Consider the following 18931-nt stretch of genomic DNA (forward strand, 5'->3'; position numbering starts at 1 on the left):
CCGTGGTGGCAGTGGTCGCGTCGGCTGCCGGAACGGCCCCGGTCGCGGCACCGGCGGTGGCTCTTGATCGGCACCCTAGGCGGGCCCACTGACACCGCTGCCGGCCCTCCGCCACCGCCCCGCTCGGACGGCGGGCCATTTGTTCAAACGGCATTCCCCGACACACACGAAAGTCGCCCATCCACGCCCCCCAATAGGCCACTTCTTGATCTTCGAGTGGGCCGGGTGGGAGAGCGTGCTCCGGACACCCGTGCTCCGGGACCTGTGACGGTCCGGCGTACGCCTCGTCCTCGCCGCTACCGCAGCTTCTCGTCGCGCAACGGAATCCAGTCCAGGGAGGACCGGATCCCCTCCTCCAACGAGAGTTTCGGAACCCAGCCGAGGGTCTGCCGCGCGAGATCGCCCGAGGCGTACGCACCCGCGACGTCTCCGGGGCGCGGCTCCGTGTCGACCGTCGCGAGCGGTGTGTCGGCCACCCGGTCGAACGCCTCGCACAGCTCGCGCACCGTGGTCCCGGAGCCCGTGCCGAGGTTGATCGCCATCGACGGCGCCGACTCCGTCAGGAGGGAGTCGAAGCGACGGATCGCCGCGACGTGCGCCGCGGCCAGATCCCAGACGTGTACGTAGTCACGGATGCCGGATCCGTCCCGCGTGGGGTAGCTCGTGCCCGTGATCGGGAAGGGCGTTCCCTCCTGATGGCAGGAGATCATCTTTCCCAGCGCGTGACTGGGCCGCTTCAGCTGGAGCCCCGTGCGCATCTTCGGGTCGGCGCCGATGGGATTGAAGTAGCGCAGGGACAGCACGCGCGTCTGTCCGGCGGCGGCGATGTCCGCGAACATCTGCTCGCACATGGCCTTGGTCCGCGCGTAGGGGCTCTGCGGTCCCAGCGGGGACCGCTCGTCGACCGGGGAGCCGTCCTCGGCCTGGTAGATGGAGGCCGACGAGCTGAAGACGACCCGGTCGCACGCGTTCCGGCGGAGGTGGCCGAAGAAGTCGAGACTCTTGGCGACGTTCCCCTCGTAGTAGGCGCTCGGGTCCGCGACGGACTCCGGCACCACGATCAGCGCCGCGCAGTGCACCACCGTCGTGATGTCGGGATGCTCCGCGAAGATCCGGTCGACCACGGCACCGTCGGAGATGTCGCCTTCGAAGAAGATCCGCCCCTCGGTGTACTCCCGCCGGCCACGAACGAGACTGTCGAGAAGGACGGGAGTGATGCCCTCGTCCAGACAGGCCGAGGCCACAGTGCTGCCGATGTAGCCGGCTCCTCCGGCGATCAGAACCTTCACGCGCTTGGTGAACCTTCCCGGATGACGGACGGCGAGCGGCCAGGCCAGCCGAGTCCGGCCCGCCCTCGTCGCTCCCGGCGTGCCGGTGAAGGGGCAAGGTTCGCGCTCACGCCCCGGCCGGTACCACGCGCCGTGGAGTGCGCGGCACCGGCCGGGGCGTTCGTCCTCGTCCAGCGGGCCCCCGTCAGCGCCGGTCGAGCAGGAAGTCCCACACCGCCTGACGCCCGGCGTCGCTGGCCGCCCGGCTCTGCACCGAGTGGGCCGCGCCCGGCACCACGACGACCCGGGCCCGCGGGGTCAGCTTCTTCTGGTCGTACAGCCATTCCAGGGGGGTCGACAGGTCGCGGTCGCCACCGAGCAGCAGGACCGGTACGTCCGGAAGGCGGCGCTCCCGCGAAGGCAGCGGCGGCACCGGGGTGCGCGGCCAGTGCAGGCAGCTGAGCATCGAACCGAGGCCCGTCGCCGTGGCGGCGTCGAAGGGGCCGTAGTCGGCGGGTGTCAGTCGCGCGCCCGCCTTCTCCAGCGCCTCCTGGCGGTCGGCCACCGGGGTGTCCGACCTGCCCCACGGATAGCGCCCGTCCAGACACAGCGTGGAGGCGTGCAGTCCCTGGCTGAGTTCCTCCGCGCTCGCCGCGCCGCCCTCGCGCACCCCGGCGATCAGGCCTTGCAGCATCGCGGGGTCGCCGTTCGCCGCCTGGTGGAGGGCGTCGATCATCGCCGTGTAGTCGGGGTCCACGAACTCCCAGGTGGTCAGGGCGTCGATCACGTCGACCCCGTTGCCGTACCGGCGGACCACCTCGGCCAGATCGGCCGCCGGGTCCGTGGCGCAGCCGGTCGCCCGGCAGGCCGTCGTCAGCACGCGTGGCGCCGCGCGCAGGGCGGCGCGGTCCATCGGGTCGTAGCCCGTCTGCGGCACGACCGAGTCGAGGACGAGTCGCGCCACGTGCCGCGGGTACGCGAGGGCGTACCGCTCGGCGGTGTACGTCCCGTACGACACGCCGTCGAGGGTCATCTTCCGCACACCCAGCGCCTGGCGCAGCGACTCCAGGTCGGCGACCGTGTCGTTGGTGCTGTAGTGGCGGCGCTCGGGACCGATGGCCGCGGCGCAGTCCGTCACCGCCCGGGCCGTCGGCGGCGTGAGATCGGACGACCCCATCTCCTCCTGCAATTGCGGACATTGGAGCGCACCGGCGCCGGTGCCGCGCTGGTCGATCATGACCAGGCGGTAGTCCTTCAGTACGGGCTCCAGCTTCTTGCTCAGCCGCTCGACGAACGGCACGCCCGGCTGGCCCGGACCGCCGGTGAGGAAGAGGAGTACGCCCTTCGGGGCCCGCACGTTGTCCGCCATGGCGACCTTCAGGCCGAGCCGGCCCGGCACGCCGCCGCTGTGGTCGAGCGGGACGTTCAGCGTGGCGCAGGTATAGCCCGTCAAGCCGGGGCAGGCCGCGGCGCCGGAGAGACCCCCGTCCCCTCCGGGCCGACCCGCGGCCGCCCCGCCCTGTGCCGCGACCATCCCGCCCTGTGCCGCGGACGTCGCCGTCCCGGACAGCAGTGCGCCGACGGCCGCCAGCGCGGCGGCTGTTCCCAGCGCCGCGGTTCTCGTGCCCCTTCGCGCCGCTCGGCGCTCCCGGGTTCCCCGTCTACGCCACATCCCCGTACCCCCGTCTCTCCGCATCCCCGTGTCTCCGCGTCCCGCGTCTTCGACGCTGTGGGCGCGCCGACGCCGCTGGTGCGCGGCCTCCGCGTGCCTTCCGTCCGTCTTCCGCGTTCCGTGCGACACCAGACTGGTCCGAACACGCCTGCCGGCGCGAGTCTTTATGCCAGGATTCGAGCACGTTCGAAGGGACGAGACGGCGAAGGCGGCAGGGGGAGTCGTGATCGAACTGGTCGTGGACGCCGAGGGGTTGGCCCGGTCCCGGTTCGCGATCTCGCCCTTGCAGGAGGTCACGTCGACGCTGCTGCCCTGGGGTGCGTGCCCGGCCCAGGACGTCGACCCGTGGATCGCGCGCGCCCGCCGCGTCCTGCGCCGGGCCCGGTTGCCGCTGCTGTCGGAACTGGCCCTGGACGGCGGGGGTTACGTGCCCGACTTCCTCAGCCCGCTGCCGGACGGCCCCTCGGCCTCGGTCGAGGAAGAACTGGAGCGGGTACGCGACACGCCTCCCGGCCGCGTCCTCGACGAGCTGGAGGCGCTGCGTACCGGCCGCCCGGCCAGCGGCCTGGCCGGGGCCCATCTGCCCCCTGAGGTGCGGCGGGCCATGGCACGCGGCGGGGCGCACGTGGCCCGGCAGATCGCGGAGGAGCTGCGGCGCTACTGGGACCTGGCCTTCGCCCCGTACTGGGAGACCGCCCGGGCGACCCTCGAAGCGGAGATCGACCGGTGCGCCGGGGTACTGGCCCGGCGGGGCGCGGCCGAACTCTTCAACTCGCTGCATCCCGGCATCGTGTGGTCCGGCGGCGCGCTGCGCGTCGACAGCCGGTTCGCCGTGCGGCAGACCGTACGGCTGGTGATCGTGGTGCCCTCGCTGGTGGCGGCCTGGCCGGCGGTGGCGGTGGACCCGGTGTGCGGCGCGCTCAGGCCGCCGATGATGGTCTATCCCGTACGCGACCGGGCCGGCGCCGAGGTGCCGCCCTCCGCCGAACTCGCCAGGCTGCTCGGCCCGACCCGGGCCGGACTGCTCTCCGCGCTGGTCCGCCCGGCCTCCACCACCCAGCTCGCCGCGCGCCACTTCCTCAGCCCGGCCACCGTCTCGTACCACCTGGGTGTCCTGCACGAGGCGGGCCTCGTCAGCCGTGCCCGCTCCGGGCGCGCGGTGCTCTACCGCCGTACCCCGGCGGGATCGCGGCTGGCGACTGCCCGTCAGCGGCCCCGCCACGAGCCGAAGGGGGACCCGGTGGCCGGGTCCCCCTTCGGCTGACTCGCTCGTGTTCTCGCCGGATCCGTCGAGAACAGCGGGCTTTCAGGACGTTCAGCGCAGGCGCAGCGCCTCGCTGATCGTCGTGAACAGGTCGGTCTGGTTGGTGACGCCGAGCACGCGGTACGCCTGCGGGCCCTGCGCGGCGATGCGGACCTCGGTGCCCGTGTGCTCCTGGGACTGCCCCGGGGTGTTCGTCGAGTAGTTGACCTTCAGCTGCTGGCCCTCGTCGGTGATCAGCGTGGAGGACAGGCCGGGCGGGGTCGCCTCCAGCGGGACGATCTGGCTGCTGTGGCCGTGGTCGGCGGTGGTGACCACCAGGGTGTCGGGGTGCTTGGCCGCGTAGTCGCGGGCGACCTTGACGGCGCGGTCGAAGGCGGCCGTCTCGCCGATCTGGCCGCACGGGTCGGCGGAGTGGTCCTGCTTGTCGATCGAGGCGCCCTCGATCTGCAGGAAGAAGCCCTGCTTGGCGTGGTTCTTCCGCTGCTTGGCCTCCAGGAGCTGGATGGCCTTGGTGGCGGAGTCGGCGAGGCTCGGCGTGGTGGCCGGGCGCTTCGGGTTGTCGGTGACGCAGCGCTGTGGGTCGGTGCCGCCGACCGCTGCGGGCTTGCCGGTCCACTCGACGGGCACGTTGCCGGCCGAGAAGAGACCGAGGACGGGGCCGTCGGCCTTGGCGTTCTTGAGACCCGCGTCGTCGGTGACGACCTGGTAGCCGAGCTTCCGCGCCTGCTCGGTGACGGTGAGACCCTTGTAGCGGCCGTCGGTGATCTTCTGGTCGAAGCGCTGCTTGCCACCGCCGAAGAGAACGTCGACCTTGTGGTTGACGGACTGCTCGGCGATGGAGCCCGGGCCGCCGGCCGCGACCGTGTCGGCGGGGCACTTGGCCATGTCGGCCGGGCCCTGGCAGGAACGGTCGGTGGCGTGCGAGGCGAGCACGGCCGGGGTGGCGTCGGTCAGTTCGGCGGTGGTGACGCTGCCGGTCGCGTAGCCCTTGCGCTGCGCGAGCTCCAGCAGGGTCGGCACGGCCTTGTCGGAGCCGGGCGTCTTGGAGATGCGGCCGTTGACCGTCTTCACGCCGGTGGCCCAGCCGCTGCCGCTGGCCGCGGAGTCGGTGACGTAGTCGGGCGTGCCGTCCGCGTGCACCGCGTACGTCGTGTACGCGCCCGTCAGCGGGAACGTGTCCATGTCGAGGCGGCCGGCCGCGCCGACCGTGTAGTCGCGGGCGAGGGTGATCTCGGAGTCCCCCATGCCGTCACCGATGAGCAGGATGACGTTCTTCGCCTTGCCGCCCTGGATCGTCGCCTTCGTCCGCTGGACGGTGTCGAAGGCGCCGGCGCCGGACGTGACGGCCACAGCGGCCGCGGTGGCGGCGACCAGGGTGGCGACGGCCACGACCCGGCGGCGAGTGGACTTGGGCACGAATACCCCTCCTCGAGGTGACGAACGGACCGGCGCGGATGTCCGGCCCGGGGCCAGACCATCAGGCATGAGCGACACCGAGGTGAACTACGTGCCGCATACACGCATCCCGGAGGCATCCAGTGTCGGGCAGGCGATCGCCGGGCGGACGGAGGCGCACCGTCCACGGGGGAAACGAGCGGGTGAGCCGAAGGTTCACTCCCGGGGGGTCGCCGCCGCGGGGCGGCCGGTGCGAGTGCCGGGCCCGCGCGAGTGCCAGGCCCGCGCGGACCCACCGACGCGGTCACCCGCCTCCCCCACGCCGTATCGGCGCGAGCGGATCTCGCCGGCCGGAACGGAGGGAACGAGTGGACCCCGGCAGGCCGGAATCCTCCCCCGTCCACATGTTCGACCGCTCGTCCCTCTATTCCGGGTGTATGCGCTCTGGGACAGTGCGGAACATGACAACCCGTAGCCGGAACGAAGGAGTCGGCGGCTCCCGAAGGCTCGTCTCCCGGGCCCCGCTCCGCCGCCTGCTGGCGGCCGTGGTCACCCTGTTGCTCGCCTGCGCGGGGCTGGTCGCGGGCGGCGACGTCGCCCACGCGGCGAACCCCGACAGCCATGTCGCGGCGACCTGGAACATGCAGGCCGGCCCCGACCGGTGGGCCGGCGCGTACAACCTGGCCCGCACCCATGACGTCGTGGCCCTGCAGGAAGTGCCCCAGGGGCAGCCCGCCGGGTCGTACTACCAGGGCATGGTGAACGGCGTCGAACACTACCTCTGGGTCCAGGGCGACAACGGACCCTTGCGTCACCTCTACATCCTGCGCACCACCACCCGCGACCTCGGCATGGTCACCGCATGGCAGCCCGACAACGTCCTGCCCATCAACGGCGTCTACCGCCCGGCGCTCGGGGTGGTCAACCGCGCCGACGGCATCCTGTTCGCCTCCGTGCACGCGGCCTCCGGCGGCGGGAACGACGCCGGATCCCTGCTCCGCCGGATCGCCGACGCCGCGTTCTACCAGGGGTTCCTCGACTGGGCGGCGCTGGGCGACTTCAACCGCGCCCCACAGGACCTGCCCGCGCTCGGCCTGCCCGGGGGCGCGCGGATCTACAACGGCGGACAGGCCACCCAGCAGTCCGGCAACGAACTCGACTACATGGTCTCCGACGTGGACACCGACCGCTGGCAGGCCAGCGTGCTGCCCAACTACGGAAGCGACCACTGGCCGGTACGGTTCGGAGCCCTCCGGGCCTCGGCGGGCCCCGCCGAGCTGACCATCCACGCGGACAACAGCGACCGGCTCCTCGACGTGTACCAGGCGGAGAGCGCCAACGGCACCCACGTGATCCAGTACCACGACAACGGCGGCGACAACCAGCGCTGGTATCTGCGCTGGCTCGGGATGCTCGGCGACACCGGCAAGCCGATGTACCGGATCGTCAGCAAGTCCAACGGCAAGTGCGTGGACGTGGCCAACGGCCAGAGCTCGCACGCGGGCGACTACCTGAACATCTGGGACTGCCACCCCGCCATCGGCGAGCCCGGCTCCGGCGGCCCGCGCCACGACACGCAGAACTTCACCCTGGAGCACCCCGACCCGACGTTCCCCAACCTGACCGTCCTGCGGGACAACGGGACCGGGCTGTACGCGAACATCAACCGCAACGAGACCGGCGACGGCGCCTGGGTCATCCAGTGGCCCTACCAGCCGGGCCCTCACCAGCCCGACCCCGTGGCCAACGAGACCTTCTACCTGCACCCGCGCGAGTAGCACCGCCGTCCGAACTCCGTCGGAGGTCTCCGCCGGAGCCACCTGCCGGGGCGCCCCTCAGCCGTCGGAACGCCCCGGCACGACCGTCCGAGGGTCCGTCGCACTGCCTGCGGCCGGTCAGCGCTGGTTGACGATGACGGAGATGCCCCAGCCGATCGTCGCGAGCATCACCGCGAAGATCAGCAGGGCGAGCGTGAGACGGACCGGACCGGCGGCGGCCCGCGGCGCGGTTTCCGGGCCGGGCGGATTGAGCAGCCGCAGGGCGACCGCGAACAGCGCGGGCAGGCCGGCGCCGGTGAGCAGGCCGATCACGACGATCTTCCAGAGCGCGCCCAGGTTGATCCACGTGCTCACGGGGACACCTTGTCGGTTGGAGCGGGCGGGACCACCGAACCGGTCCAGACGGCGTTGACGTTCTCCGGGGTGACGGCCGGATGGCGGGAGGCCACGAAGAAGGCGATCGAGGCCAGCACCAGCACGGTGAAGACGACCACCACGCCCGCCGTGCCGCCGATGCCGTGCGCGGTCCAGTAGGCGACGGCGCCGATCAGCGCGGAGAGGGGCAGGGTGAACAGCCAGGCCGTCACCATCCGGCGGGCGATCTTCCAGTGCACCTCGGCGCCCCGCTTCCCGATCCCGGAACCCACGATCGCCCCGGTGGCCACGTGGGTGGTGGACAGCGGATAGCCGAAGTCGGTGGAGCAGAGGATCACGGCGGCCGTGGCCGACTCGCTCGCCATCCCCTGGGTCGGCTCGATCTCCGTCAGGCCCTTGCCCAGCGCCCGGATGACGCGCCAGCCGCCCATGTAGGAGCCCAGGCCGATCGCCAGCGCGCAGGAGGTGATCACCCAGGTCGGGGCGCTCGATCCGGCCGGCAGGGTGCCGTCGGCGATCAGGGCCAGGGTGATGACGCCCATGGTCTTCTGCGCGTCGTTGGTGCCGTGCGCGAGCGAGACCATGGAGGCCGAGCCGATCTGGCCGAGCCGGAAGCCGTGCCCTCGCGCGCGTTCGGGCACCCCCCGGGTGAGACCGTAGACCAGGGCGGTGCCGGCCACAGCGACCCCGCCGGCGACGAACGGCGAGAGCGCGGCGGGCACCACCACCTTGGAGACCAGGTCCTGCCACTTGACCGCCGAGACGCCGGCCGCGGCCGCCGTCGCCCCGATCACCCCGCCGATCAGCGCGTGCGACGAACTGGAGGGGATCCCGAGATACCACGTGGTCAGATTCCACAGGATGCTGCCGGTCAGACCGGCGCACACCACCGCCAGTGTGACCTGCTCGGTGGCGACCAGACCGCTGGCGATGGTCGCCGCCACGGCGGTCGACAGGAACGCCCCCACCAGATTCAGCACCGCCGAGACCGTGACCGCGACGCGCGGCGGAAGGGCCCCGGTGGCGATCGAGGTCGCCATCGCGTTGCCGGTGTCGTGGAAGCCGTTGGTGAAGTCGAAGCCCAGCGCCGTGGCGACCATCAACGCCAGGACCGCGTCGTTGCCGGTCACGGAGCCGAAACTAACCCGTACACCGGGCAGGTCCGGCCGTGCGCCGACCCGGCACGCCGTAGGTCGCGGGCCCGCCATCCGGTCGGGCCCCCCGGCACGGCCGTGCCGGAGGAGTCGGCCGTACCGGAGGACGGCGCCGCGACGGCCCGTCAGTACGCGGGACGGTCGTACCGGCGCAGGCGGGTGGTCAGGGCCGCCCGGGTGCTGCCGAGCGCCCGCGCGATCTCCTCCTCCGGGTACGCGCCCGTGGCGGCGCGGGCGAAGTACGGGGCCGAGCAGCCGATGACGGACTCCAGCTCGCCCATGACCCGCAGCCCGGCCAGGATGTCGGAGTTCTCCAGCTCGTCGACGCGCGTGCGCAGCCGGGAGAGGAGAGCGGCGACGTCCTCGGGCAGCGGCCTCGCGAGCGCCGCCACCTCCCGGGCGTGCGTGGCCCAGTCCCCTTGCGGGCCGCTGGTGTCGTAGTGATACGGCTCGCGGCTCGACACCCGGTCCCACTCGATCGGGTAGGCGGCCTCCCCGTACCAGCCGCAGGCGCACGCGGCGCGCATCCGGTCCGCGCGCGGAGCACCGAGCGTGCCGTCGTAGATGTGCCATTCCGCGGACTTGTGGAAGCTCGCGCCGCTGCCGATGTCGTAGTACACCGGGCCGGGCACGCTGCCGTCCTCCAGCAGCACCCCCACCCGGCCCCGGTGCCCTTCCGCGCTGTCCAGCTCCCACATGGCCGATCTCCCCTGTCCGTGCCGTGCGTCCGCCGCCGTATCCGTGGCGGCCCCTTCGGTTTCCACCCTGGCGGACGGGCAGGGCGCGGCGCAGGCGAAAGCTGGCATATGACCCGAGCGAGTGCCGTCTGCGCCGGGGCGGACGATCGCACGACGGGGCGCGCACTTCGGCCGCGCACGCCGGGCTGGACTCCGAGCCGGGTTGTGTTGCCGCGCTCTCCCTCCGCCCCGGCTGGTCGGCTCAGCTCGGGCAGGAGCCGGTGCAGAGGGAGCCGATGGTGTAGGTGCCGGCGAGGTTGCCCTTGTCCCCGGCGGTGGTGCTGCCAATGCGGTCCACATAGTTGGCCCGGTGGTAGTAGTGGAACCGCCCACCCGTGCGGTTGTAGACGGAGCGCGTGTTCGTGCCGGACTTCATCCACGAGCACATGGATCGGGCGTCCGTGGCGTTCGCCGACCACTGGCACTTCTGGCCTTCGCCGTCCTTCTCCGAGAAGAAGCAGATATAGCCCTTCTTACAGCTGTCATAGCCGTCGGCAGGCACCGCGACGGCCGCCGGCGCGGCGGGCGCGAGTGCGAGTGCCGCCCCGAAGGCTCCGGCGATCACGGACAGCGTGAACTTCGCGCGATGGTTCATTGACCCTCCTCCGGCGCGTGGCCGCACTCTGCGGTCCAGAGCGCCACGGTGATGTGTGCGAGGGGAAGAAATCGGCAGAATCGTAGCGAAATCGACCTGGTCGGCGGCTGTGTGACGCGCGGGGTGAGGCGAGAGGCGGCGTCATCGGCGGACCCGGGGCGTCCGAACGGAGTTCGGTCCAGACCTCATCGGGTCGAGAAGCGGCCCCGGCGGCGCGGAGACTCCACGTACTTCCAGGGCCCAGCGGTCAGGAGCGACCCGAAGGCGGTGGGCAGGCGCCCCCCAGCACCAGGGTGACGAGTCGCGCGGCGAGGTCCTCGTCGAGCGGGGCGCCGCTGATGAGGGCGCGGGTGAACAGGGCGCCGCTGATGGCCTCGATGACGAGGCCGGGGTCCGTGTCCGGCGCCAGTTCGCCGCGCTCGACGCCCCGGCGGACCATGACCGCGCCGCGTTCGAGGCGCTCGGCCCAGTAGGGGAGGCGGCGGTCCGGCAGGGTGTCGTCGCGTTCGGCGCTCAGCCGGAGCAGTGCCTCGCCCTGCGTCGTCGCGAGCAGGCGCGCCAGCGTGACGAAGTAGGCGACGAGGTCGTCGCGAACGTGCCCGGTGTCCGGCACGGGCATCGCCGTGTCGACCTGCTCGGCCAGCGCTTCGAGGATCAGGTTCTCGCGGGTCCCCCACCCCCGGTAGACGGAGGTCTCGTGGACGCCGGCCGCGCGGGCGACGGCACCGACGGTGGTGCCGGCGAGCCCGTGCTCGGTCAAGACCCGCACGGTCGCGGCCAGGACGGCGGAGCGCATACGGGCCCCACGGCGACGCAGGGGCGGAGGCGAGAGCGGGGGGTTCGGGTCGGACGAGGCCATGATCCATCGTAACGCAAGGCCACTTGCTTTACAGGGAAGGCGAGCGTACGTTTCTTTGCAAGGCGACTTGCGTTAAGGGGCCCGGGGCCCCGGGGTCGTCGCGTCAAGGAGGCAATGTCATGGAGCAGATGCTCGCCGCCCGGCTGCACGTCCCCAGCCGCACGCTGCGGATCGAGGAGGTGGCGAAGCCCGCACCCGGCCCCGGCCAGGTCCTGGTGAAGGTGGAGGCCGCGGGCGTCTGCCTGTCGGACGTCCACCTGATCGACGGCACCCTCACGCCCCTGCTGCTGCGGGAGGACACGGTCACCCTCGGCCACGAGGTCTCCGGCACCATCGCGGAGACCGGTCCGGGCGTCACGCGCTGGACCCCGGGTCAGCGGGTCGTGCTCTACGCGGGCGAAGTCCGCGGCGGCGTCACGTACACCCGCGGTGTGGACTACGACGGTGGCTGGGCGGAGTACGCGCTCTCCTCCGAGCACGCCCTCACGGAACTGCCGGACTCCATCCCCTTCGACCAAGGCGCGATCATCCCCGACGCGGTCTCCACGCCGTGGGGCGCGATCACTGTCACGGGCGCCGTGAAGCCGGCCGAGGCGGTCGGCGTCTGGGGCGTCGGCGGGCTCGGCGTGCACGCCGTCCAGCTGCTGCGGGCCATCGGCGCGTGCCCCGTCATCGCCGTCGACCCCAACCCCACCGCCCGCGAGCGCGCCCTCGCCCAGGGCGCCGACCTGGCGCTCGACCCGGCTGACCCGGCGCTGCGCGAGCGGATCGGCGCCGCGACCCGCGGGGCCGGCCTCGCCGCCGCCTTCGACTTCGCCGGTGTGCCGGCCGTCCGCGAGCAGGCGCTGACGGTGCTCGCGCCCAAGGGCCGCCTGGTGCTCGCGGGCCTGACCGACAAGCCGCTGACCGTCACCGACGGCACCCGCTTCAGCTACCTCCAGCAGCAGATCCTCGGCCACTACGGCTCCGACATGCCGGTCGCGCTGCCGCAGCTGCTGTCCCTGCTCCAGGGCGGCCGCCTGGACTTCTCCGCGTCGATCAGCGGCGAGCTCCCGCTGGAGAAGGCCGCCGAGGCCGTGGAGCGTCTGGAGAACAAGACCGGCGACCCGATCCGGCTCATCCTGCGCCCCTGACCGGGTACCGCCCGCGTGGGCGCGGACCGGCCTCACCGCCGGTCCGCGCCCACGCGTCGTCTCAGGCGGCGGCCGGCACGGTGCTGACGTGGAACAGCGCGGCCCGCAGGTCGTACACCGCCCGCTCGATGTCCACCAGGGCGTGCAGCGACAGCACGATGTCGTCGGGCACCCGCATCAGCCGGGCCGCCCGCAGGAGCTGGGGGACGAGGAGCATCGGAACGAAAACCGGCGCTAAGCCGGTCCCGTCTCGACGAGGGCTTTGACCTGGGCTTCTGTAGGGGCTGAACCTTCGGCAGTCGTGTTGGTCGACTGTTTGGAGGTCCGGGATGCCGGTCGACTTTTTGACGGATGAGCAGGCTGCCGCCTACGCGGCGTATCGCGGGGCGCCGTCCCGCACGGAGTTTGGAGCGCTTCTTCTTCCTGGACGACGCGGACCGGGCACTGATCGAGTCCAAGCGCCGGTCCCATAACCGCCTGGACTATGCCGCCCAGCTCACGACCGCGCGCTACCTCGGTGTGTTCCTGGACGACCTGACGGACGTGCCGGCGGCGGTCGTGGACTACCTCGCCGAGCAGCTCGACATCGGCGACCCGTCGGTGCTGAAGGTGTACGGGAGATTCTCGCTGCTGACGGTGCCGCCCGGCGAGCGGGTCTCCGAGCCGGACCGGCTGCGGCCCGCGGCCGGATCGACCCCGCCCGCATCGAACGGCACTGGGAAGACATCCTGCGGATCATCGGCTCCATCCACACCGGAGCCGTCCGCGCCTACGACGTCATCCGGATGCTTTCCCGCGACGCACGACCCACCCCACTCGGCGACGCGATCGCCCACTACGGGCGGATCGCGAAGACCCTGCACATCCTGCGCCTGGCCGACGAGCCCGGCTACCGCAGGCAGATCAAGAGCCAGGCCAACCTCCAGGAGGGCCGCCACTCCCTGGCCCGGAAGATCTTCCACGGCCGGTCCGGGCAGCTCTACCAGCGCTACCGGGACGGCATGGAAGACCAGATCGGCGCCCTGGGCCTGGTCCTCAACGCCCTCGTGCTGTTCAACACGCGGTACATGGACGCCGCGGTGAACCGGCTGCGCGCGGACGGTTTCGATGTCCGTGACGAGGACGTGGCCCGCCTCTCGCCGTTCGTGCGGCATCACATCAACCTGCTCGGCCGGTACTCGTTCCAGCTTCCCGACCTGCCCGGCGGCCTGCGTCCGCTGCGCGATCCGGACGCCACCGACGAGGAATGACCCGGCCCGCTCCTGGCGGCATGACGCCGTCCGGACTGACGGGAAGACGCGGCGGGCCGTTCTGCCCTTCACCAGGGCACCAGGTTGCCCCTGTGCGCCGAGGCCACCCTCGGCGCACGCTGGAAACCGGGAGGGCCGCAAGCCGGGAAGGTGATCGTCATGATGTGGTACGACGGCGGCTGGGGCTGGGGCGGCTGGTTCTTCATGGCCGTGTTCATGGTGCTGTTCTGGGCGCTGGTGATCGCCGCAATCGTCGCGCTCGTCCGCTACTTCAGCGGTGCCCGTCACGACCGCCAGTCCGGATGCTCTGCCTCCACCAGCGAGCCGGGAAGCCGGCGGGCCGAGGACCTGCTGGCCGAGCGGTTCGCCCGCGGGGAAATCGACGAAGACGAGTACAGACGACGCCTCGCGCTGCTGCGGGAGCACCGATGAACGCCGACCGCCGACGCGGCACATGGCTGATCGTCGCCGGGGCGGTCGCCGCGCTGGTGCTGGGCATCGCGACCACCATGGTGCTGGCCGGCACCGGCGCCTTCCGCCACACGGCTCCCACGGCATGGCGGGCCCAGGGTGCGCGCTGCAGCGCGCCCGCGCTGCCGGGCAAGGTGGTGGACGTGACCGCGAGCGACATGGGGCCGGGCATGATGGGCGGCACTCCCGGCTACGACATGCGCATGATGCATCTCGTGGCCCGTCCGGCCACGGTCACCGCCGGTGTGGTGTCGCTGCGGGTACTGAACACCGGCGCCATGGCGCACGAGGTGGTGGTGCTCCCGCTGCCGCCGGGCCAGGACATCGGAAAGCGCCCCACCGGTCCTGCCGGGAAGACCAGCGAGGCGGACAGCCTGGGCGAGGCGTCCCGCACCTGCGCAGCGGGTGAGGGGCACGGCATCGCCCCCGGCACGATGGCGTGGACCACGCTGACGCTGCGCCCTGGGCGCTACGAGCTCGTGTGCAACCTCCCCGGCCACTACCTCGCCGGGATGTACACCGAACTCGACGTCACCAGCCGGTAGCGAGCCAGGGGCGCAGGCAGCAGTCCGGGGCACACACGGCTGGTCTCAGCGCCTGCTGTCGCCGGGCGCGAGCAGACTGGTGACCTCGGCGATCGCCTCCGGCGACGGGTGGAAGTATCTCCGCACGTTCTCCGGCTTCCTGTGCCGCGACTTCGCCATGAGCATCGGAAGGCCGGCCCCGGCCTCACCGAGGTGGGTGAGGCCGGAGGGCCGGTATTCATGCAGGTCCCAGCCCGTGCCCGGCACTCCGCCGACCGCCGTGTGCACGTCCAGCAGGGCGCGGGCCTGCCCGTACGACAGACGGACGAGCGCGGTGTCCGGGCAGACATCGCGCGGGCTGACGACCTTCCCCGCCCCTGGGCGGCGATGCGTGACGAACACCGGCCCGCGCGTGCGGCCCCTGATCAGCCGGGGCAGCAGGCGGGCGGTGCCGGCATCCCCGTACACGGTCTCCAGCACGAAGTCCTCGCGCGAGGCGCCCCGGCGCCGGGTACGCGGCTGGGCACCCTTCGCCTTCACCGGGGCCCGGCGCCCGGCCGGGTCCAGCTCCTCGACGTTGACGCCGAGGAGCTGGACCCGGCCGTGCGACTGTCTCGTACAGCATCCGCCACACCGTCTTCTCCCGCAGGCGCACGTCACGGCGGGCGATCAGCCGGTCGATGGCCATCTTCGAGCGGGCCGCAGTGTCCGAGTCCGGCGGTGCCATCCGCTTCACCCAGGCCGGCACCTGCGGGCCCTCGTAGCCGCGCTCCGCGCACCAGCCCAGCCATGACAGCACCGCCGCCCGGCGGGCGTTCCAGGTGTTGACCGCCGCCTCGCCCCACAGCTGTTCGAGGGCGCCGCCGATCTCATCGTCCGCGACGGAAACGAGCGGGCGGGCCTCTCCGAGCCGTTCGGCGGTCTTGCCCACCCCGACGCCGCACGACCGGAGAGTGTTGGCGTTCCCGAGCGAGTCGAGGAAGACATCGGCCGCCGTGCGGACAGTCAGCGCCTTCCCGGCGGGGCGGGGCGGCTATCCGGTCCGACAGCTGCACGATCGCGGGCACCCCCGGACCCCCGTCCCCCGTCCCCCGTCCCCCGTTCGCCCCGTTCCCCTCCCCGCTCGATCCCCTGGCCCCTCGGAGGACCAGGTCAGTGAGGGTGGCCGAGGTAGGGGAAGTCGGGGAGCAGATCGGTGTGCGGGCCGATGTGGTCGGTCGGCACCTTGCCGTCGGTCAGCATGGACAGCCGGGCGGAGGTGACGTCGTCGGCGAGCGCGCGCCCGTTGGGGTAGGCGGCGGGGCGGCCACGGTCGAACCGCAGGATGTCCGGCAGTACGGTGCGCAGGGCCTGGTCGGCGGCCTCGGGGGCGTAGCCGCCGAAGTGCCGGAGCACCTCGTTCCAGGGCTCGCGGTACGTGGCCCAGTCGTCGACGGGCTCGCCCGCGTTGTACGCGTCCTTGGCCTCCTCGGCGTTGAAGTAGGCGGTGAGGGAGGGGTGGGCGCCCCGGTCGACGGAGGTCAGCCGGCCGTCCTGCCGCAGGCTGACCCGGCCCCAGACGCCGATCGTCGGATCCGGGCCGAGTTCGGCGTCCGGCACCTCCAGGACGATGCCGAAGACGTTCTTGTCCGCGCCCCAGTCGACGCCGGTCCACTGGAACTTCGCGACGATGCCGTCGAGGTCGGCGAAGAACGGGTCGCTGCGCAGCCCGGCGGAGAGCGTGTAGCCACCGGATTCGATGATGTGCGTGTCGGTGCCGAGACCGACCGGGGCGTCGGTGAACAGCCGGTCGCCGGCGGCGTCGTGGGCCCGGGCCTGGTCGCCGGTGGCCCGGTGGACCGTCACGGTCTGCCGGCCGTCCCGGGGCGGGGAGAAGACGAAGCTGTACGCGATGTCGGCCCGGTGGTCGCCGTCGGTGTCGACGTTGATCCGGTAGACCGCGTCCGGGTGGAACGCCTCGCCGCCGGTGGGGGCGACCGGGTTCACGTTGAGAATCAGCACGGTCCGGGCGTCGCCCGCGGCGAAGGCGAACAGGTCGGTCATGTCGAGGCGGGCGTCATCCATGGGCGAACGCAGGTTCGGCCCACTCAGGTGGTGAGACATGCTTTCAGAATCGGGTACGGCCCGACTGATGCCACGTCAGATGAAGAATCGGCAGGTCGGCGGGCGTGGCGCTGCCACCGGGCGGGCCGATCGCCGACGGCACCGTGCGCCCACACATCCGCACATCCGTCCGTACATCCGTTCCCTCGCCCGTGACCGCGCCACCCCGCAGGCGAAGCCCTGCCCTGCCCCGGCGCGAACCGGGATCGACGCCGTCGAGGACATGGCTCCACCCGACCGGACCGGGCACAGGATGTCGGGTGCGGCACGGGACGTGCCGCCTAGCGTGACGCTCACGCAAGAGGAAGGAGGCCGGGCGTGCTGGAGGGTCTCAACCAGTGCCTGGACCACATCGAACGCCGTCTCGACCAGGAGGTCGACGTGGCCGAGCTGGCGCGGATCGCGGCCACCTCGGAGTACCACCTGCGCCGGCTGTTCTCCGCGCTCGCGGGGATGCCGCTGTCGGCGTACATACGGCGCCGCCGGCTCACGGTCGCGGGCGCCGCGGTGCTCTCGGGCCACGAGCCGCTGCTGGACGTCGCGGTGCGGTACGGATACGGCTCGGGCGAGGCCTTCGCCCGGGCGTTCCGGGCCCTGCACGGCGTCGGGCCGGGCGAGGCCCGGCGGACCGGTGCCGCGCTCGTCTCCCAGCCCCGGCTGTCCTTCCGCCTCGTCGTCGAAGGGAACAGCAGCATGCGCTATCGCGTCGTGGACCGGCCGGACTTCACCGTCGTCGGCCCCAAGGCCCGGGTGCCCCTGATCCATCTGGGGCCGAACCAGGCCATCATCGACTTCGTCCGCGGCATCGAGCCGGGCCTCGTGGCCCGCCTGACGGAGCTGTCCGACCAGGACCCGCGGGGCATCGTCGCCGTCTGCGACGATCTGGACCCGAGCCGGGCCGAGGGCACCGAACTCGACTACTACCACGGGGTGATCACGTCGGCCGACGCCCCCGAGGGCGCCTCGGTCCTCGCGGTCCCGGCCGGCATGTGGGCGGTGTTCACCACATCCGGGCCGATGCCCGAGGCGATCCAGACGCTCTGGCGGGACGCGTTCACCCAGTGGTTCCCGTCCAACCCGTACCGCAGCCGCCCCGGACCGGAGATCCTGCGCGCCGGCATGGCCCCGGACGGGAAGGGCGTCGAAGCCGAGCTGTGGCTGCCCGTGGAGCCGGAGCTGGGCTGACGCACGCGCCGGGTGTACTCCGCCTTCGGACCGAGGACACCCGGCCCCGACCCGGCGGCGTACGGCTCCCCCGCCCGCGCGACGATCCGTCATGAACCCGTCATACAGGGCCTGACCAGGAACGACCCTGCCCGGTGTGCCCGTTCTGCACACCAGTGCCGCCGTTGTCAGTGGCCCTGGATAGTGTCCACCGCATACCGCAGTCCAGGGGGCATGGAGCCTCTGGTTCGGGCTGCGCGGATTCCGATTCCGACGGAACAGAGCGGAGGGGCACGGCTGATGGCGTGGCTGACAGCGGGTGAGGGGTACGAGATCACCCTCGAGGACGGGCGCGTGGTCGCACGGCGCGCCGGGGGACGGCAGCTGAAGTCGCTGCCGAAGGCGTTGCGCGACGACCCTGAGGTGGACCGCCTGCGGCGGCTGTCCGAATGGCTGGACCGGCACACGGCCTCGTGCCTGGCGCAGGTGGACACCTGGATGGTCTCCTCGCTGCCGGTGCCGACCGAGCTGATCGCTCGGGTGTGGCCGGACGAGGCCTGGCAGTCCGCCCTGCGCGACATGGCCGTCGTCGGCGACGACCCGGACGAGGTCGGCTTCCTGCGCGACGTGTCCGCGGACGGCGAGCTGCGGCTGGTCGACCTCGACGGCGAGACGGTACGGATCGCGCCGCGCACCGTGACCCTCCCCCACCCCGTCCTCCTCCCCGATCTGGAGGACGTACGGGACTTCGCGGCCGAACTCGGCATCACCCAGCGGGTCGAGCAGATCCACCGGGCCACCTGGACCCGGGCCGACGACGCGCACCGCAAGGAGACCACGGAGGTACGGGACTACGCGGGCGGCAAGTTCGCCTCCCGCTTCGGTCTCGCCGCACGTGCCACGAGCCTCGGCTACCGGGTCTCCGGCGGCTACGCCACCTGCAAGGTCCGCGACGGCGGCCGCGTCGGCGAGGCGTCGGTCTGGATCGGCGAACCGTACTGGGAGGGCGAGTCGGAGACCGGCGGGCTCAGCTGGCACGACGAGGACGGCCGCGCGATACGGCTGACGGAGGTCGGGCCGGTCGCCTGGTCCGAGGGAATGCGCATGGCCGCCGCGCTGTACGCCGGCCGCACGATCGAAGAGGGTGGAAACGCGTGACCGGCACGACCACGACGAACGCGACGACCGT

General features: G+C 72.3%; 17 protein-coding genes and 3 pseudogenes. 9 read left to right on the forward strand and 11 right to left on the reverse strand.

What is annotated here, in order from left to right:
• Window positions 1-296 precede the first annotated feature (296 nt).
• Both galE and ABZ693_RS23225 read right to left on the reverse strand, forming a co-directional pair.
• Entirely contained in the window at window positions 297-1289 is a 993-nt protein-coding gene (gene galE, locus ABZ693_RS23220) for a UDP-glucose 4-epimerase GalE (protein WP_359880400.1), read from the reverse strand.
• Between the two features lie 184 nt (window positions 1290-1473).
• The gene (locus ABZ693_RS23225) at window positions 1474-2721 is read right to left on the reverse strand and encodes an alpha/beta fold hydrolase (RefSeq protein WP_359880403.1); all 1248 of its coding nucleotides are present in this window, start codon (window positions 2719-2721) and stop codon (window positions 1474-1476) included.
• 442 nt (window positions 2722-3163) lie between these two features.
• Between ABZ693_RS23225 and ABZ693_RS23230 the strand changes: the two genes are divergently transcribed.
• A complete protein-coding gene (locus tag ABZ693_RS23230; protein WP_359880406.1) occupies window positions 3164-4204 on the forward strand; it encodes an ArsR/SmtB family transcription factor in 1041 nt (346 codons plus the stop codon).
• A 51-nt stretch (window positions 4205-4255) separates the two neighbouring features.
• Here ABZ693_RS23230 and ABZ693_RS23235 read toward each other — a convergent pair whose 3' ends face one another.
• The gene (locus ABZ693_RS23235; RefSeq protein WP_359880409.1) at window positions 4256-5620 is read right to left on the reverse strand and encodes an alkaline phosphatase; all 1365 of its coding nucleotides are present in this window, start codon (window positions 5618-5620) and stop codon (window positions 4256-4258) included.
• Between the two features lie 440 nt (window positions 5621-6060).
• Here ABZ693_RS23235 and ABZ693_RS23240 point away from each other — a divergent pair, with 440 nt between their 5' ends.
• Entirely contained in the window at window positions 6061-7377 is a 1317-nt protein-coding gene (locus ABZ693_RS23240) for an RICIN domain-containing protein (RefSeq protein ID WP_359880412.1), read from the forward strand.
• A gap of 117 nt (window positions 7378-7494) precedes the next feature.
• On the opposite strand, the gene ABZ693_RS23245 is transcribed toward ABZ693_RS23240, so the two are convergent.
• The 5 genes from ABZ693_RS23245 to ABZ693_RS23265 form a co-directional block, all read right to left on the reverse strand.
• On the reverse strand, window positions 7495-7731 hold the full coding sequence (locus ABZ693_RS23245; RefSeq protein WP_359880414.1) for a hypothetical protein: 237 nt from the start codon (window positions 7729-7731) through the stop codon (window positions 7495-7497).
• Window positions 7728-8882 (reverse strand): inorganic phosphate transporter, encoded by a 1155-nt coding sequence (locus ABZ693_RS23250; protein WP_359880417.1) that lies wholly within the window; start codon window positions 8880-8882, stop codon window positions 7728-7730. The genes ABZ693_RS23245 and ABZ693_RS23250 overlap by 4 nt, the downstream gene beginning before the upstream one ends.
• 149 nt (window positions 8883-9031) lie before the next feature.
• Complete coding sequence (locus ABZ693_RS23255) at window positions 9032-9604, reverse strand: hypothetical protein (protein WP_359880420.1); 573 nt, start codon at window positions 9602-9604, stop codon at window positions 9032-9034.
• A gap of 241 nt (window positions 9605-9845) precedes the next feature.
• Window positions 9846-10238, reverse strand: a complete 393-nt coding sequence (locus ABZ693_RS23260) for a peptidase inhibitor family I36 protein (protein ID WP_359880423.1) — start codon at window positions 10236-10238, stop codon at window positions 9846-9848.
• A 247-nt stretch (window positions 10239-10485) separates the two neighbouring features.
• Entirely contained in the window at window positions 10486-11034 is a 549-nt protein-coding gene (locus ABZ693_RS23265; protein WP_359880426.1) for a TetR/AcrR family transcriptional regulator, read from the reverse strand.
• Window positions 11035-11216: 182 nt separating this feature from the next.
• Here ABZ693_RS23265 and ABZ693_RS23270 point away from each other — a divergent pair, with 182 nt between their 5' ends.
• Window positions 11217-12230 (forward strand): zinc-binding dehydrogenase, encoded by a 1014-nt coding sequence (locus tag ABZ693_RS23270; protein ID WP_359880429.1) that lies wholly within the window; start codon window positions 11217-11219, stop codon window positions 12228-12230.
• 61 nt (window positions 12231-12291) lie between these two features.
• Here ABZ693_RS23270 and ABZ693_RS23275 read toward each other — a convergent pair whose 3' ends face one another.
• On the reverse strand, window positions 12292-12447 hold the full coding sequence (locus tag ABZ693_RS23275) for a hypothetical protein (RefSeq protein WP_359880432.1): 156 nt from the start codon (window positions 12445-12447) through the stop codon (window positions 12292-12294).
• Between the two features lie 134 nt (window positions 12448-12581).
• On the opposite strand from ABZ693_RS23275, the pseudogene ABZ693_RS23280 reads away from it, so the two are divergent.
• The 4 genes and pseudogenes from ABZ693_RS23280 to ABZ693_RS23295 form a co-directional block, all read left to right on the forward strand.
• A pseudogene (locus ABZ693_RS23280) lies at window positions 12582-12839 on the forward strand (DUF4158 domain-containing protein); the annotation flags it as partial.
• 62 nt (window positions 12840-12901) lie between these two features.
• Window positions 12902-13480: pseudogene (locus tag ABZ693_RS23285) on the forward strand (Tn3 family transposase); the annotation flags it as partial.
• A gap of 159 nt (window positions 13481-13639) precedes the next feature.
• On the forward strand, window positions 13640-13912 hold the full coding sequence (locus ABZ693_RS23290) for an SHOCT domain-containing protein (protein WP_359880435.1): 273 nt from the start codon (window positions 13640-13642) through the stop codon (window positions 13910-13912).
• Window positions 13909-14496 carry a hypothetical protein gene (locus ABZ693_RS23295; protein ID WP_359880438.1) on the forward strand — a complete coding sequence of 196 codons (588 nt, stop codon included), beginning with the start codon at window positions 13909-13911 and terminating at the stop codon, window positions 14494-14496. Before ABZ693_RS23290 ends, ABZ693_RS23295 begins: the two co-directional genes overlap by 4 nt.
• Before the next feature lie 45 nt (window positions 14497-14541).
• Here the strand turns inward: ABZ693_RS23295 and ABZ693_RS23300 are convergent.
• Together ABZ693_RS23300 and ABZ693_RS23305 are read right to left on the reverse strand one after the other, a co-directional pair.
• Window positions 14542-15484: pseudogene (locus tag ABZ693_RS23300) on the reverse strand (site-specific integrase).
• A 143-nt stretch (window positions 15485-15627) separates the two neighbouring features.
• A complete protein-coding gene (locus tag ABZ693_RS23305; RefSeq protein WP_359880441.1) occupies window positions 15628-16539 on the reverse strand; it encodes a DUF4331 family protein in 912 nt (303 codons plus the stop codon).
• A 357-nt stretch (window positions 16540-16896) separates the two neighbouring features.
• Between ABZ693_RS23305 and ABZ693_RS23310 the strand changes: the two genes are divergently transcribed.
• Together ABZ693_RS23310 and ABZ693_RS23315 are read left to right on the forward strand one after the other, a co-directional pair.
• Window positions 16897-17763, forward strand: coding sequence for an AraC family transcriptional regulator (locus ABZ693_RS23310; RefSeq protein WP_359880444.1), 867 nt, complete (start codon window positions 16897-16899; stop codon window positions 17761-17763).
• A 279-nt stretch (window positions 17764-18042) separates the two neighbouring features.
• The gene (locus ABZ693_RS23315) at window positions 18043-18900 is read left to right on the forward strand and encodes a DUF4132 domain-containing protein (protein WP_359880447.1); all 858 of its coding nucleotides are present in this window, start codon (window positions 18043-18045) and stop codon (window positions 18898-18900) included.
• The last annotated feature ends 31 nt before the right edge of the window (window positions 18901-18931 follow it).

The organism is Streptomyces laurentii, from assembly GCF_040635425.1.
Taxonomy (GTDB): Bacteria; Actinomycetota; Actinomycetes; order Streptomycetales; family Streptomycetaceae; genus Streptomyces; species Streptomyces laurentii.

Bases quoted from the DNA above. Each gene is read 5' to 3' on its own strand.
- ABZ693_RS23290 (WP_359880435.1), top strand. From the start codon at position 13,640: ATGATGTGGTACGACGGCGGCTGGGGCTGGGGCGGCTGGTTCTTCATG.
- ABZ693_RS23315 (WP_359880447.1), top strand. From the start codon at position 18,043: ATGGCGTGGCTGACAGCGGGTGAGGGGTACGAGATCACCCTCGAGGAC.
- ABZ693_RS23255 (WP_359880420.1), bottom strand. From the start codon at position 9,604: ATGTGGGAGCTGGACAGCGCGGAAGGGCACCGGGGCCGGGTGGGGGTG.
- ABZ693_RS23240 (WP_359880412.1), top strand. From the start codon at position 6,061: ATGACAACCCGTAGCCGGAACGAAGGAGTCGGCGGCTCCCGAAGGCTC.
- ABZ693_RS23295 (WP_359880438.1), top strand. From the start codon at position 13,909: ATGAACGCCGACCGCCGACGCGGCACATGGCTGATCGTCGCCGGGGCG.
- ABZ693_RS23305 (WP_359880441.1), bottom strand. From the start codon at position 16,539: ATGGATGACGCCCGCCTCGACATGACCGACCTGTTCGCCTTCGCCGCG.
- ABZ693_RS23275 (WP_359880432.1), bottom strand. From the start codon at position 12,447: ATGCTCCTCGTCCCCCAGCTCCTGCGGGCGGCCCGGCTGATGCGGGTG.
- ABZ693_RS23260 (WP_359880423.1), bottom strand. From the start codon at position 10,238: ATGAACCATCGCGCGAAGTTCACGCTGTCCGTGATCGCCGGAGCCTTC.
- ABZ693_RS23265 (WP_359880426.1), bottom strand. From the start codon at position 11,034: ATGCGCTCCGCCGTCCTGGCCGCGACCGTGCGGGTCTTGACCGAGCAC.
- ABZ693_RS23270 (WP_359880429.1), top strand. From the start codon at position 11,217: ATGGAGCAGATGCTCGCCGCCCGGCTGCACGTCCCCAGCCGCACGCTG.